Origin of the sequence: Segatella oulorum F0390 (assembly GCF_000224615.1) — a bacterium.
GTDB lineage: Bacteria > Bacteroidota > Bacteroidia > Bacteroidales > Bacteroidaceae > Prevotella > Prevotella oulorum.
This window is the reverse complement of record NZ_JH114215.1, coordinates 927,346-942,432: the sequence shown is the minus strand read 5'-3', so window position 1 is coordinate 942,432 and position 15,087 is coordinate 927,346. Positions and strand designations below refer to the sequence as shown.

7 protein-coding genes are annotated in these 15,087 nt (G+C 51.1%); 3 read left to right on the top strand and 4 right to left on the bottom strand.

Annotated features, from left to right (window positions below; translation table 11 throughout):
* Window positions 1-24: 24 nt before the first annotated feature.
* The 3 genes from HMPREF9431_RS03985 to HMPREF9431_RS03975 are packed head-to-tail and all read right to left on the bottom strand — an operon-like array spanning window position 25 to window position 5,893.
* Entirely contained in the window at window positions 25-1,551 is a 1,527-nt protein-coding gene (locus HMPREF9431_RS03985) for a ComEC/Rec2 family competence protein (protein ID WP_004379844.1), read from the bottom strand.
* Complete coding sequence (locus tag HMPREF9431_RS03980; RefSeq protein ID WP_004379843.1) at window positions 1,551-3,152, bottom strand: RagB/SusD family nutrient uptake outer membrane protein; 1,602 nt, start codon at window positions 3,150-3,152, stop codon at window positions 1,551-1,553. Before HMPREF9431_RS03980 ends, HMPREF9431_RS03985 begins: the two co-directional genes overlap by 1 nt.
* Before the next feature lie 5 nt (window positions 3,153-3,157).
* Window positions 3,158-5,893, bottom strand: a complete 2,736-nt coding sequence (locus tag HMPREF9431_RS03975) for a SusC/RagA family TonB-linked outer membrane protein (RefSeq protein WP_155812932.1) — start codon at window positions 5,891-5,893, stop codon at window positions 3,158-3,160.
* A 181-nt stretch (window positions 5,894-6,074) separates the two neighbouring features.
* On the opposite strand from HMPREF9431_RS03975, the gene HMPREF9431_RS03965 reads away from it, so the two are divergent.
* Entirely contained in the window at window positions 6,075-6,386 is a 312-nt protein-coding gene (locus HMPREF9431_RS03965; protein ID WP_040560819.1) for a hypothetical protein, read from the top strand.
* Here the strand turns inward: HMPREF9431_RS03965 and HMPREF9431_RS03960 are convergent.
* A complete protein-coding gene (locus tag HMPREF9431_RS03960) occupies window positions 6,360-6,767 on the bottom strand; it encodes an FMN-binding protein (protein WP_040561108.1) in 408 nt (135 codons plus the stop codon). The two genes, HMPREF9431_RS03965 and HMPREF9431_RS03960, sit on opposite strands and share 27 nt — an antisense overlap.
* A 207-nt stretch (window positions 6,768-6,974) precedes the next feature.
* Between HMPREF9431_RS03960 and ruvA the strand changes: the two genes are divergently transcribed.
* Window positions 6,975-7,592, top strand: coding sequence for a Holliday junction branch migration protein RuvA (gene ruvA / locus HMPREF9431_RS03955; protein ID WP_004379840.1), 618 nt, complete (start codon window positions 6,975-6,977; stop codon window positions 7,590-7,592).
* A 55-nt stretch (window positions 7,593-7,647) separates the two neighbouring features.
* Window positions 7,648-15,081, top strand: a complete 7,434-nt coding sequence (gene sov / locus HMPREF9431_RS03950) for a T9SS outer membrane translocon Sov/SprA (RefSeq protein WP_050795614.1) — start codon at window positions 7,648-7,650, stop codon at window positions 15,079-15,081.
* Window positions 15,082-15,087 lie beyond the last annotated feature (6 nt).

Below are 15,087 nucleotides of genomic sequence, written 5' to 3'. Positions count from 1 at the left end.
GTTTTAGAATGCGATTATGTGATGTTAAGCCAGCAAGGCGGCATCTTCGCGCTTGGCTTGCAACTTGTACCATGCGCTAACGAGTGCAAAGAGCGCCACATAGAGCAAAATTGTTTGCGACAGCGTGGTGTAGATGGCGGGCAGTTGTGCACCGGGAAGTTGCACGATGCCGCGTACACCGGCCGTCATGCCTTGCGCGATTTGCAGCATCAGGTGATAAACGAGCAGTTGCAGGCCGTGAATAGGGGTGGACACGAGCAACACGATGGCGAGATAAAGCAAACCTGTGGTGGCAGGGATGACTACAAAATTGCTCAAAAGAAAATAGGGAGAGACGCGGCCAAAATAGTAGAGCACTAAAGGAAAGGTGAATAATTGTGCGGCGAGCGACACGCAGGTGAGTTCCCACGCCCAGCGCAAGGGGCGTAGTTGGGGCTTCCAGCAGTTCGATAATGGGCGATAGACAATGGCAATGCCCAACACGGCCATGAATGAAAGCTGAAATCCTGCGTCAAACAAAGCGACAGGATTGGCCACGAGAATGATGCAAGCCGACAGGGCAAGGGCATTAAACGGTTTGTCTTCGCGTTGCAATATGAAAGTGATGCAATACATGCTGAGCATGATGGCGCTGCGAACGGCCGAGATGGGCAGACCAATGAGGAAGGTAAATGCCCACAGTGCGATGATAGAGAGGGTGAGCGCGATGGTGCTCCGGCGAAAAATGCGTGTGAGCAAGCTAAAGATAATACCGAGATGAAGTCCCGAGAGTGCCAGGATGTGGCTGGCTCCTGCCATGTTGAAATCGTCTTTGAGGGCGCGGGGTAGGGCGCGCTTCTCACCCAAAATCAAAGCCGTGATAAGGGCGTTCTCCATCGTGTTGGGTGCAAGGCCGTGCAAATAGCATAGCATTTTCGCTCTAATGCAGTGCAGTTTTAGCTGCAATCTCTGCCAAAAAGGTAAGGAAAGTGGTAGCTTTTGTGTGCGCAGTTGCCAATAGGGGATAAAAGTTTCGCCCACATAGCCTTGCCGTTTCAGCCACAACGCATAGTTGAAATGCACTTGTTGCGGCGTGTTTCTGAGAGGTTCGAGCATGGCATCTGCCACGAGTCCCTGACCAATGGCTAAGTGCATGTCGTGTTGCGGAGAGTTGAGAATGGAAGCCTTCAGCAGCAAAGGGTGTCGCAGCAAATGGTTGTTGAGTCGCATGATGCGAATGTCGCAGCGCCAGGTCTTTCCTTTTTGAATGGGAATGTCGGTTATCACCGCTTCGAAATGGCTCTCGCCTTGTGGCAATGTGGGCAGGTTTTGCGCCCTGCTCGTTCGCGCCAAAAAGCCTCCTAAAGCTATGGTTGCCCATAAAAGGCAACCGCTTTTTGCAAGCTCGTGTCGCAGTAGGCGTGCCAATAGCATGCTCACAACCATAAACCCTATCCACACCCAAGGGGTAACTTGGGATAGAAGCTGCGTCTCAATCGCAATACCTAAGCCCAAGGCAAGTGTGATGCGCAGCAGCGGATAGCGTTGGATGCTTCCGTTGACGTGAATCATTAGTGATAACCTGGATTTTGTTGCAGGGGTGTTGGGCTCAGTTTGATGGCATTCTTCGGAATGGGAAACAGGCAGGTGAAGCCTGTGTTCTCGCCCGCAATGGGCAAACGGAAGTCATAGGCCTGTTGGAATTTTCCAAAGCGAACGAGGTCGTTGCGGCGCCATCCTTCCCACATCAATTCTAAAAGTCGTTCTTGCAGCAGGTTGTCTAAGGTGGCTTGACGCGGCGGCATGCCCACACGTTGGCGCACCAAATTCATCTCTGCATCGCCATTCTGTCCGTTTCTCACCAAGGCTTCGGCCTGCATCAGCAGCACATCGGCATAGCGAAACAGCACGATGTCGTTGTCGATGAGTCTGCCATCGCTATAGGCCGTGCGGTCGACTTCATATTTTGCCATGCGTGCGCCGGCTGTTTTCTCGTATGGACTTCCCGTGAGTGAGATGCGGGCAGCCAAAGGTTCGTAAATCAAAGGTTGGCCGTTGCTGAGGCGAACGACCTGACCATCCACGCGCACTGTGCCGCTATAGAAATTCATGGCAAAGCGTTTGTCCTCGTTCGGGGTGCCATAACCATAAGCATTGACTGTAGCGACGGTGGCGCAGGTGCCATTTTCGGAAGCCATGCCCAATGCGTCGCCGTGGCGATAGTGGCGGCTGCGGAAGAAATATTGATATTCGTTGGCGTAGAGATGCTTGTCCATCGGGATGGTGAAGATATTTTCATTCGAGGTTTCATTGTGCACCGCAAAGTTTTGTTTGTAGTCAGCCGAGAGCGTATAGCCTGCCGCTGTAATCTTTTGGCAATAGGCAATGCAAGCCTCAAAAGCATTCATTTGTACGCCGTCGACCGTGAAAAGATGTGTGCCCGGCCCCATGTACACCTGATTGTTGAGCAGGATTTTGCAGAGCAAGAAATAGGCTACGGGCTGCGTGAAACGCCCATAATTGCGGCCTTGCAAGTTGCTATGGGCAGGCGAAAGATAGGGTGCAGCGGCTTGTAGCTCGTGAATCAGCGTCTCGGCCACTTCCTTTCGCGGTGTTTGTAGGGTGTTGTTGGCCTCGGTTCCGTCGGTCATGCTGAGCGGAATGTTGCCCCACATGTCCATGATGTAGAAATAGAACAGGGCCCTCAGTCCGCGCGCCTCGGCCATATATTCGTCATATTGCGCTGGTGTGAGCAAGTCTTTGTGGCGCGTGATGGTAGCTAAAGCATGATTAGACAGCCCCACGGCCTTATAAAGATATTTCCAAGTGTTGTACAATGCTTCGTCGGCTGGCGTCCAGGTGTGCAGATAAAGTCGTTGCCAAAAGCCGCCATCATACCAGTCGCCACCACGAATGGGAATCATAGCCTCGTCGGTGGTGAAGGTGTTGAAGTCGTAAACGCCGCGATAAGTGCCTTGCAAACCTTGGCTTTCTTGGTTGCCTCCGATTTGCAAATACAGATTACCGATGGTGTTTAGATAGAGATCGGTGGCGTTGGTATAGGCCTCGGTCTCTGCTATTTGGTCGTGTGGCGTTTCGCTTAAGCATGCGGTCAGGCATAAAAGCAAGCCCGGCATGCTGTGACGGAGCAGCGTAAGGATGATTTTTCTCATAGTCTTTAAAATTGAATGCTGATGCCTAATGAATAGGAACGATAGGGCGGATAGGAACGTTTGTCGTCAATGCCTAAAGTTCCGTCTACAACATAGTTATTGATCATGGGCGTTAAGCCATGGTAGGCGGTGAGCGTGGCCAAATTGTTGATGGCACATGCCACGCGCAAGGCACTGATAATCTTTGAACGTATCGGAATGTTCCAGCCCACAGTGATATAATCGAAATTGAGATAGTCGCCACGTTCCAACCAATAATCGGTTGCAATTTGGTCGTGAATGTTTTGTGCCGGAGCCTTGGCCATGACGTTATAATCAGGGAAACTGGTCATATTCATGTAGGTGAGTGCCGTTCCGTTATAAATTTTATGGCCGAAGGCACCATTGATTTGTAGGGAGACATCGAGATTCTTAAAACGCAGACTGATGTTCGAACCCATGGTGCATTTGGGCATAGCCTGACCGGCAATGTAACGGTCGCCGCCATCTTCAAGATTGATGGTGCCGTTGTGGTCGAGGTCTTCGATGTTATAACGATAGCTTCCGTCGGCATTTTGCACTAAACCTTTGCAATGGGGCAGATAGAAAACGCCTAAGGGTTGCCCCACGATTTGGTAGACAATGTTGTTGTCGCCGCCATGAAAACCGGCACCATTGAGCTTCCCAATGGGCGTGATGTCGGCGGCCGAGAGCATTCGCCCTTTGTAATTGCCCGACAAAGCCAGCAGGCGATTGTGCTGAAAGGCGATGTTCATGTTGATGTTAAGTTCTAAGTCTTTTTTCTGAAGGGGTGTGATGCCAAGCCCAAACTCAAAGCCGCTATTCCTGATTTTGCCCAAGTTGGCCAAGAATTTATCGAAGGTAAAAGGCGGCACGGGCACGTCATAAAGGTAGAGCATGTTGCGCGTGGTGCTGTAATAGAATTCGGCTTTCACGATGAGCCGATTCATCCAAAAGCCCATGTCCATGCCCATGTTGAAGGTGCTGCGCGTCTCCCATTTCAAATCGGGATTGGTGTTGCGGTAGAGGCCCAACACCGTTTTGGGCAAACCTTGATAGCTGATGATGCCTGTTGGGCGCACCAGGTTGAGCGAATAATAGGACTCGATGCTCGCCTGATTGCCGCTTGTGCCATAGCCCATGCGCATTTTCCAAAGGCTGAGGGTGGGGAAGAGCGTGGCGAAGAAAGGTTCTTTGTCGACATTCCACGTGGTTGAGACCGACGGAAACAGCCCCCATTTGTTGTGCTGGCCAAACAGACTGCTGCCATCGGCGCGCAGATTGGCTTCCAATGTGTAGCGTTGCAACAGGCTGTAAACCGCACTTCCCAACACAGATACCTGTGTGGGGTCGTTGAAGTCGGAACCTGTCCCGCCGTAAGGGCGTAGCGAACCGGCGGCCAAATTATAATAACCAAAATGGTTGTTGGTAAACCCTTTCACCATCGTCCAAAAGCGTTCGTGACGCTCTTTCAGATATTCGGCCATGGCGGTCAGCTTTAAATCGTGGGCTTGCCATTGGCGGCGGTAGGTCAGAGTGGCATTTCCCACCCATTCCTCGGATTTATGTTCCAACCGATTGGCTTGCCCTTGTGCCCAAATGAAAGTGGGGTGAAATATGGCATCTTCCATCGAACTGAAGCTGTAGCTGCCGAAAGCTTTCATTTGCAGTGTGGGCGTGAGGTTGAAGTCGAGCCCCATGTGGGTGTTGAAGTTGAGCGCTTTGTTGTCGTATTGTTCTAACAGCACGGCCAACGGCGAGGTGAGTTGGCTGGCTGTTGCGTTGCGGTCCCATCCGCCTTGCGCATTTTGGTGGTCGGGGAAGGTGGGGTTTTGCGCTGCCGCACTATAAAAAAGTTTCTGTGGGTCTAAGATGAAATGATTCTTTTGCGATGAGCCAAACACGCCAAATTCGATGTTTAACAGATTGTTGAAAGCCTTTTGAAAAAGGTCGAATTTGGCCGTGAAATTTTTCGTAGCATTCACTTTTACCACCATTTTGTGTTCCATCACGCCAATGGAAGCACGATAGTTGCTTTGCTCGTTGCCGCCACTAAACGCCACATGATGATTTTGCACGAAGCCCGTTCGCAACAGCGCTTTCTGGAAGTTGGTGTCATAGCCCCCGTTGACCACGGGCAGATGGAGGGCGTTGGCCGTTGCCACATAATCGCCGGCCGAAAGCATCGGGATGGTTTTGTGGCTCGTTTCAAATCCGATGGTGCCATCGTAGCTCAGACGGAAAGGGCTGTTGCTGCCCTTCTTGGTGGTTACTTCGATGACGCCCGAAGCCCCACGCGAACCGTATTTCGACGTCTCGGTGGCATTTTTCAAGATGGCAAAACGCTCGATGTCGGCCGGATAGATGGTGGCGAGCGTAGCCAAATCGCTGTACATGCCGTCGATGATGACCAGCGGATTGTTGCCGCCTGTGAGCGAAGTGGTGCCGCGCACACGCACACTGTTGAGCTGTGCCATGCGGTCTTCGCCGGTTGCAATGTTCACGCCCGCTGCCTGTCCGCTCAGTGCATTGAGCGAATTGGTGACCAACCCCTTGTTCATTTGCTGTTGCGTCACAATGTCTGTGGCACCCCATTGCATGGTGGGCGTGAGTCGTTTGACGGCTATGCTGTCGATGGTCTTCGTAACGTTTGGCTTCTTTTTGCGCACGGTTTTGTGTTGCGCCAGCAGGGGTGTTGCGGGGAAAAAACAAGCCATTAAAAGAACTTTCCAATGTTGCATATCATGTAATCGTGGATGTTGCGTGCCACAAAGATATAAAAAAGAGGGGCTTTTTGGCTCCTCTTGGCTTGTTTTTTATGGAAGATGGACCTTTAAAACCTCATTTTGGCTCAAAAGGCGGCCTGCATTCCGTTATTTTGGGTTGGGCGTTGCTGCGTGAAGCGGCTTTGCTCACCATCTCATGAACGATGATGAAACACCCCCGGTATCTCGCTTGTTTTTATCAAAAATAGGTGAGAACCCCCTGGTGTTTCGCTTGTTTTTATCAAAAATGAATGAGAACGCCCTGTGGTTTCGCTTGTTTTTATCAAAAATAGCTGAGAACGCCCTGTGGTTTCGCTTGTTTTTGTTGAAAACGAATGAGAACGCCCTGCGGTTTCGCTTGTTTTTATTGAAAACGAATGAGTACGCCCTGCGGTTTCGCCTGTTTTTATTGAAAACGAATGAGAACGCCCTGCGGTTTCGCCTATTTGTGCTTTTGGTAGTATGCTAAACCTAATTGCACATTCTTTTTCAAGGCTTTCGACGAGAATGTGGCTCCGGTAACGCCGTCGACATCGGCCTTTGCGGCTTTGGTAATACGCATGCCGGCAAATTTTTCGAGCAGGGTTTTCGCCTTGTTAAAGTATTTTGGCGTTTCTTGATTGGGCAATGTCTCAATCTTTAGAATCTTATTTTTTTCGATATAAATTTTCACGGGTGTGGCACCTTTGAATCCTTTTACCGCTTGACTCAACGAGGTGGTGTTGACGATGGTCACGCCGTTTTCTCTACTCATCACCTCTTCGGCGGGCATGGCGCTCATCATGACAGCCACCATGGCCAGCGTTGTGCAGGCCGTGAACAGGCCTTTTGCGAATGTTTTTTTCTGCATCATTTCCTCAATACAATTTGAATGTTGGGCGCAAAGATAGTGTTTTAGCCCATAAGCGTGGCGCATGCGCGGCGGGAATTATTGTTATTTAACCTTGTTTTGCCGCCGCATATTCGATAGAAACCTATAAATTTGCACTACAAGAGCGCTGGCAATAAATCGGTTGGGCGCCCGTTTTAAAAGTGTAGAAACGAAAAAGAAGAAACAATGATTGAATACATCAAAGGAGAATTGGCCGAGCTCACCCCCGCTTTGGCTGTGGTTGAGGCGGCCGGCGTGGGCTATGCACTCAACATTTCGCTCACCACTTACACGGCTTTGCAGGGCAAGCGCCAAGTAAAGCTCTATGTGCACGAAGTGCTTTCGGCAGGTGGTCGTGATGACAGCTTCACGCTCTATGGCTTTGTGGCCAAGCAAGAACGTGCACTCTATCGGCTGCTCATCACCGTTTCGGGAGTTGGTGCCAACACGGCACGCATGATGCTCTCGTCGATGAGCCCTGCAGAACTCTGCAATGCCATAGCCAATGGCGATGAACGTCTGATTAAATCGGTGAAAGGCATCGGTCTGAAGACGGCGCAACGCATCATTGTCGATTTGAAAGATAAAATCATGGCCAGCGGCATTGCCGACGAATTGCATGTGGCGAGCGGCAGTTCGGCCTCTTCGGTTAATAGTGAAGTGCGCGACGAGGCCGTCTCTGCGCTCACCATGTTGGGCTTCTCGCCTGCACCAACGGCCAAAGTTGTGGTGGCCATTTTAGAAAAACAACCCGATATGCCTGTTGAACAGGTGGTGAAAGCGGCGTTGAAACAATTAAAATAGTGCACGGTAAACGGATTTGAAACAACAAAGGACATTTCTGCTTTTGGGGCTGCTAATGCTGGTTGTCATTAGCGATGCTTTCGGCATTTCCTTTCCGTCGCAAATCCGTGATGCACAAAAACAGGCTGTCCCGCGGCACGATACGCTTGTTGTTCCCCAAAAGGTGAAGCCGCGTTGGCGCATTCAACGCACGCAACCCATCGGCTGGATCGATTTAGATAGCAGCAGTTTGGATTTGCAGACGCCCATTGATTTGCGTCCACAAGTGACGTTTAACGACACGCTCCAACGCTATATCTTCGGACAAAAATTAGGCGGAACCTATTTAGGGGCACCCCTGATGATGACGCAAGACGAATATCTGCGGTGGCGCGATCATCAGCAATGGAGTGCCTTTTTTCGGAAAAAGAATGCTGAGATCTTTGTGCGCAAGGGGAAAGATAAGTTTGATTTCAGCGACATGCACTTTGATTTAGGACCGGCCGAGAAGATTTTTGGTCCTGGCGGTGTGCGGATTCGCACGCAAGGCACGGCCGAATTGCGCATGGGGTTCACGCATCAGAATTTGGAAAATCCGGCACTTACGCTCAATCGCCGTCGCACAACCACGATGAATTTCGATGAGAAAATCAACCTCAACGTGAATGGGAAGGTGGGCGACAAGGTGAACATGAACCTGAATTATAATACCGATGCGACGTTTGATTTCGATGCACAAAACCTGAAACTCAAATACGAGGGCAAAGACGATGAAATCATTAAGCTGGTTGAGGCGGGCAATGTGTCGTTTCCCAGCAACTCTTCGCTCGTCAGTGGCGCCATGTCTTTGTTTGGTCTGCGCACCGATTTACAGTTCGGGAAATTAAAGATGCAACTCGTGGCCTCGCAGAAAAAGAGTTCCACCAAAAGCGTTTCAACGCGGGGACGTGTGCAATTAACGCCCTTCGATATTGACGTTTCTGATTACGAAGAGAACCGCCATTTCTTTCTTTCTCATTATTTCCGCAGCCATTATGCTGAAGGCATGTCGAAGTTGCCTAATCTGATGACCGGCATGCAAATCAATCGTGTGGAGATTTGGGTGACCAACAACACGGGAACCACGACCAACACGCGCAACATTGTTGCCTTAACCGATTTGGGAGAGCCGGTGACTTTGTTACGCCCTTCGCTCTGGTCGGTATCGGGCGTGCCTGTTCCGGCCAATCAAGCCAACACCGAATATGCGGCCATGAGCACTACCTATGCTGCGGCGCGCAATGTAAATCAAACTTCTTCGGTGCTCGATGGTGCGGGTTTGGTGGGCGGTGTTGATTACGAAAAGTTGGAGAATGCGCGCTTGCTCAGTAGTGCTGAATACAGCGTTAATCAGGCTTTGGGCTACGTGAGCCTCAATGTGGGCATCAATACCGATCAGGTTGTGGCCGTGGCCTATTCCTATACCTATGGTGGTGTGACCTATCAGGTGGGCGAGTTTGCCGGTGACAGAACCAATGTCAACGAGGCGTTGTTTGTGAAAGCGTTGAAGAATACGGATAACAACCCCTCGCAAGGCAACTGGAACTTGATGATGAAAAACGTCTATCGCTTGGGCGATCGGGTGGAACGCGAGCGTTTCCGTTTGGATGTGAAGTATCAAAGCAACACCGATGGCGTAGACTTAAACTATATTCCCGAACCACAAGTGCGCACAAAACCGTTGATAAAGCTCTTGGGAGCCGATCGATTAGACAATAACAATCGGCCCAATAGCAATGGCTATTTCGACTATGTTGAAGGCTATACCGTGAGCAATGGACGAGTTTATTTCCCCTCACCCGAACCTTTTGGAGCCGATCTTTTAGCTGCACTTACATCGCGTAGTGTGAGTGTTGCTGTGGCACAAGGTTATGCTTTTACCGAGCTTTATCATCGCACAAAGACGGCGGCCAAGCAGATGGCCGAGAAGAATAAATATCATTTGGTGGGGCAATTCCGCGGTTCTTCGGACAATGTTATTGCTTTAGGCGCTTATAACATTCCGCAAGGTTCGGTACTGGTTACGGCGGGAGGCGTGCAATTGACAGAAGGCGTAGATTATAGTGTAGACTATAATGCAGGCGAAGTGACCATCCTAAACCAAAGCATTTTGAATGCCGGAACGCCGGTGAATGTGTCGCTTGAAAGCAACAATAATTATGGCATGCAGCGTAAAACCATGTTTGGTTTGAATTGGGAATATAACTTTTCGCATGACCTTCAGCTCAGCGGAACCTTTCAACATCTCTCCGAGCAGCCCTTGATGAATAAAGTTGTGATGGGAGAAGAACCGCTGAACAACACGCTTTGGGGCTTAAATCTGAATTGGAAGAAAGAGAGTCAGTGGCTTACCGATATGCTCAATAAATTGCCTTTCTTACATGTTACGCAGCCCTCTTATCTTCGATTTACGGGTGAGTTCGCGCAACTTCTTGCGGGCAGCAACCACGATACGCAAGACAATGCATCCTATCTTGACGACTTTGAAAGTGCAGCCAGCAAGATAGATGTCTCCACACCCACCTCATGGATGTTATCGAGTGTGCCGGCAATGTTTCCCGAGAGCACGGACAAAACGACGTTGAGTAGCGGATTTAACCGCTCGCAAATGGCATGGTACACCATTGATCCGCTATTTACGCGGCGTAGCAGCTCGCTCACGCCGGCACATATTCGCGGTGACCTCGAGCAGCTCTCCAATCATTATGTGCGCGAGATATCCACGCGCGAGCTCTATCCCAAACGCGATGTGAGTAATTACAACGGCACACTCTCAACACTAAACGTGCTCAACGTGGCCTATTATCCTGAAGAGCGCGGTCCTTATAACTTCAATCCCGGGCTGAATGCCGATGGTACACTGCCCAATCCGCAGCAACATTGGGGAGGTATGATGCGGAAACTCGACACCAATGATTTCGAACGTGCCAATATAGCCTATTTGGAGTTTTGGCTGTTAGACCCTTTCATTTATTCGCGCACGCAAAGCAATGCCAACACCTATGGCGGCGATTTGTATTTCAATTTGGGTGAAGTTTCAGAAGATGTGCTCCACGATGGGCGGAAATTCTATGAGAGTGGCTTGCCCGTTGATGGCTCGCAGCAGTTTACCACCTCGCAATGGGGCAAGATTCCCACGTCTACAACTATCAACTATGCCTTTGCTACGTCGCCCGGCGCGCGTGCGTTGCAGGATGTAGGGCTCAATGGTTTGAACGATGATGAGGAGCGTCGTTTCCCTTCTTACCAAAACTTTTTAACGACAGCGCAAAGCATTGTGCGTGCCGATGTGTGGAATGCCATTCAGCACGACCCCGCTAACGACAACTATCATTATTTCCGCGGGGATGATTATGACCAAATGCGTGCCGATATTTTGCACCGCTATAAGTATATTAACAATCCACAAGGCAATTCGCCCGACAACGAATCGGCTAACACGCGCTATGATAACGCCTATAAGGCCACGCCCGATGTGGAGGACATCAACCAAGACTATACGCTGAATGAATACGAACGCTATTATCAATACCATGTTTCGTTGCGCCCCAACGATATGGTGGTGGGCAGCAATCATATTGTGGATAAGCGCGAGGCTAATGTGCGGTTGCGCAACGGGCAGACCGAGACGGTGAATTGGTATCAGTTTCGTATTCCGCTAAGCGATTATGAGCGTCGCGTGGGAGGCATCTCCGATTTCACCAGCATTCGTTTCATGCGTTTGTTCCTCACGCGCTTTCAGCATCCCATTGTCTTGCGTTTTGGCAGCTTAGACCTTGTACGGGGTGATTGGCGAGTCTATGAACACAACCTTGATGCCAGTGCAGGAACGGGGACAATGGCGGTGAGCACTGTCAGTGTTGAGGAGAATGCCGAGAAAACGCCCGTGAATTATGTCATTCCGCCGGGCATCAATCGTGAGCAGGATCCTACGCAAGCGCAACTGATTGAAAGCAATGAAGCCGCATTGAATATGGTTGTCGACCATTTGAGCCATGGCGAATCGAAGGCCGTTTACAAAAACACCACGCTCGATTTGCGTCGTTACAAGCGCTTGGAGATGTTTGTGCATGCCAACGCCTTTGCACAAAATGCCACCGCGCTGACTGATAACGAGCTGGCTGTTTTCATACGGTTGGGTTCCGACTATCGTAATAACTATTACGAATATCAAATACCCTTGCGTCTGACGCCTGCGGGGCGTTACCATTTAAATGTGCCCACTGATCGGCAAGCGGTGTGGCCGATAGAAAATATGCTCGACATCCCCTTGTCGGTATTCACCGATTTGAAGCGCCAACGCAACATCGCCAAGGCGCAGGGCTTAGCTTCATTCACCAGCGCCTATTCGGATTATGATGCTGAGCATCCCGCCAATTTAAGAACCATCATGGGCAATCCGTCGTTGGGCGAGGTGCGAACGATCATGATCGGTGTGCGCAATCTGTCGACAGGTAGCAAGAGCGGCGAGGTGTGGGTGAACGAGTTGCGCTTGAAAGACTATAATCAAAAAGGTGGCTGGGCGGCCAATGGCAATCTGAACATGCAGCTTTCCGACCTCGGCTCCGTCAATCTGCAAGGACGCTATGTGAGCGATGGCTTCGGCGGATTGGAGAGCACGGTGAGCGAACGCACAGAGAATGCCGTTTCGGCCTATAGTCTCACCACCAGTTTGGAGTTGGGGAAGTTCTTCCCTCGCAAAGCCCATGTCACCATTCCGCTTTATTATTCACGCACGAATGAATCGAGCAAGCCGCGCTATAATCCCCTTGACACCGATGTGTTGCTACGCGATGCTTTGCAAACGGGCACATCCCAGGAACGCCAAATGCTTGAGGACATTGCGGTGACGAAGCATGTGCAGACCCATTTCTCGGTGGCCAATGCGCGGGTTGGCATTCAGAGTTCACGCGCACCGATGCCCTATGATCCGGCCAATTTCTCGTTCTCTTATAGTCATGCCCATCGCCATACGCGCGGAGAAACCACCGTTTATGAGAACGAGGACAGCTGGCGAGGGGCCATGAGCTATGCCTGGTCGCCCGTCTATCAGCCGTGGGAGCCTTTTAAGCACTTGCGCAATGCTTCGCGTTGGCTGGATATTGTTCGCCGCTTTGGCTTGAATTGGTTACCCCAAAATCTTGCATTCAACACCGAACTCACGCGCAATTATTATGAGTATCAAGAGCGAAATATCGATGCGCCCACAGCGTCGCCATTGCCTGTGACCTTTAATGAACAGTTCTTGTGGAATCGTGACTTTGCGCTTCGCTGGGATTTGACACGCAACTTGCATTTGAATTTCCAAAGTGCCACGCGCGCGCAGATTGAAGAGCCCTACACACCCATTAATAAGTCGCTCTACGCCGACCGCTACAAGGCGTGGAAAGATTCGGTGTGGACGAGTATTAGGCATCTCGGGACACCCTTGGATTATCAGCAAGCCTTCACACTCTCCTATCAAGTGCCGCTCCATCTCATCCCCATTTTCGATTGGACCAGCCTGCAGGGGCAATATCATGCCACTTATTCGTGGGTGCGCGGCACGGAGACTGCGGCGCATCAGAGCTTGGGCAACATCATCACCAACAACCGCAGCCTGACGTTCAACGGTTTATTTAATCTCGAACGGCTCTACAACCACATTCCGTTTTTGCGCAAAGCCAACGAACGTTTCAACCAGCTGCGCGAGGACAATCGGCGTTCGTCGCAGCAAAACACTGTGCAAAACGCATCCTATCCTGCTGGCAGCGACGGCCGACAGCAACGAGAGTTTGCGCAAGAAATAGTGCTCAAGCCCGACACCTTGCCCGTCGTCACGCATCATTTGCGCAGCAAGCGTTTACGCATTGTGGCGCGCACCGAAGATGGACGCCTCTATCCGTTGAAATATAAGTTGCTCGATGAAAATCGACTCCGAGTGACAAACAAGGTGGATTCGGTGCAGAAACTCATGCTGATTGTGCACGAAACTGCGCCATTTGAGCCCACAAAAGGCTATCAATCGTCTTTGGCTTTGGCGCGTGTGCTGATGATGGTGCGCAGCATCAATGTCAGCTATCGGGAACAATACGCGATGACCTTGCCCGGCTTCATGCCCACCATCGGCGATGCTTTTGGTCAACGGCGCGACAATGGATTGTTGGCGCCGGGCTTAGATTTTGCCTTGGGACTGACCGGCAACGGCTACATCGATAAAGCGTTAGATAGGCAATGGCTGCTCCTCAACCCGGCGATTGCCACGCCCGCTACCACACAACGCACCGAAGACCTGCAAGTGCGCGCTGTGATAGAGCCTTTCCGCGATATGAAAATCGATCTCAATGCCGCCCGCAACACCACACGCGCGCAAAGCATTCAATATATGTATGCCGACAAGCCCACCCTCGAGAGCGGCACGTTTTCCATGACAACCCTCTCGCTGCGAGGCGCTTTCGAAGGCATCGGCAACGCCCGCAGCGGTTATCAGAGCGCATCCTTTGCAAGATTCTGCAATTTGTTGGATGCCTATCGCAGCCGCATCGAAGAACGCTATCAAGGTCTGCACTATCCGGCCGGTTCGCCCATGGCAGGCCTGCTTTTCAACCCAGCCAACGGAACCGTCAATCGTTACAGCGCCGATGTCATGGTGCCGGCATTCCTCTCGGCCTACACCCACATGGGCAACGCACATCTGAACCTCTTTCCCACCTTGGCACATCTCTTGCCCAACTGGACTCTGCGCTATGCAGGTTTGGCACGACTGCCGTGGTTCAACGAGCGATTTAAACGCTTCGACATCAATCATGCTTATCGCAGCATCTACTCCGTTGGCTCCTACTCCTCGTTCAGCAACTATTGGGCGGCAGAGCGTGGCATGGGCTTCGTGACCGATGTCGCCACAGGAAACCTCATTCCGAGTGGCCGCTTCAATGTGGCGATGGTGAGTCTCAACGAATCCTTTTCGCCACTCATCGGCATCGACATGATGTTTGAAAGTGGGCTGACGGCCAAGCTCGAATATCGCACCGTGCGCAGCATTAACCTTAGCCTCACGAGCATTCAGCTCAACGAGGCGCAGAGCAAGGACTGGGTGGTGGGCGTTGGCTATCGCATCAACGATTTCAACCTGCTGGGCATGGGCAAACGCCGCCCGGCGAAAAGCCGTCGCACTGCGAGAACGAAAGCCGCTTCATCGGCTCCGTCGAATGAACCATCGCGCGAGGTCAACCGCGACCTCACCCTCAACCTAGACATGAGCTATCGACGACAAGCCTCGCTGTTGCGCGACATTGCCACACAAATCACCAACGCCAGCAGCGGAACTACGGCCTTGCGATTCAATTTCATGGCCAGCTACACCCTCTCGCGCATGCTCACCATGACATTTTTCTATGATTTTCAAAACAACACACCCTTGCTCAGTGGCAGCAGCTATCCCATGTCGACCCACGACTTTGGACTGAGCATCAAATTCTCGCTCACTCGTTAACATCTT

Excerpts from the sequence above, each read along its gene's own strand:
- HMPREF9431_RS03985 (WP_004379844.1), bottom strand. The coding sequence starts at position 1,551 with ATGATTCACGTCAACGGAAGCATCCAACGCTATCCGCTGCTGCGCATC.
- HMPREF9431_RS03980 (WP_004379843.1), bottom strand. The coding sequence starts at position 3,152 with ATGAGAAAAATCATCCTTACGCTGCTCCGTCACAGCATGCCGGGCTTG.
- HMPREF9431_RS03975 (WP_155812932.1), bottom strand. The coding sequence starts at position 5,893 with ATGCAACATTGGAAAGTTCTTTTAATGGCTTGTTTTTTCCCCGCAACA.
- HMPREF9431_RS03965 (WP_040560819.1), top strand. The coding sequence starts at position 6,075 with ATGAACGATGATGAAACACCCCCGGTATCTCGCTTGTTTTTATCAAAA.
- HMPREF9431_RS03960 (WP_040561108.1), bottom strand. The coding sequence starts at position 6,767 with ATGCAGAAAAAAACATTCGCAAAAGGCCTGTTCACGGCCTGCACAACG.
- ruvA (WP_004379840.1), top strand. The coding sequence starts at position 6,975 with ATGATTGAATACATCAAAGGAGAATTGGCCGAGCTCACCCCCGCTTTG.
- sov (WP_050795614.1), top strand. The coding sequence starts at position 7,648 with ATGCTGGTTGTCATTAGCGATGCTTTCGGCATTTCCTTTCCGTCGCAA.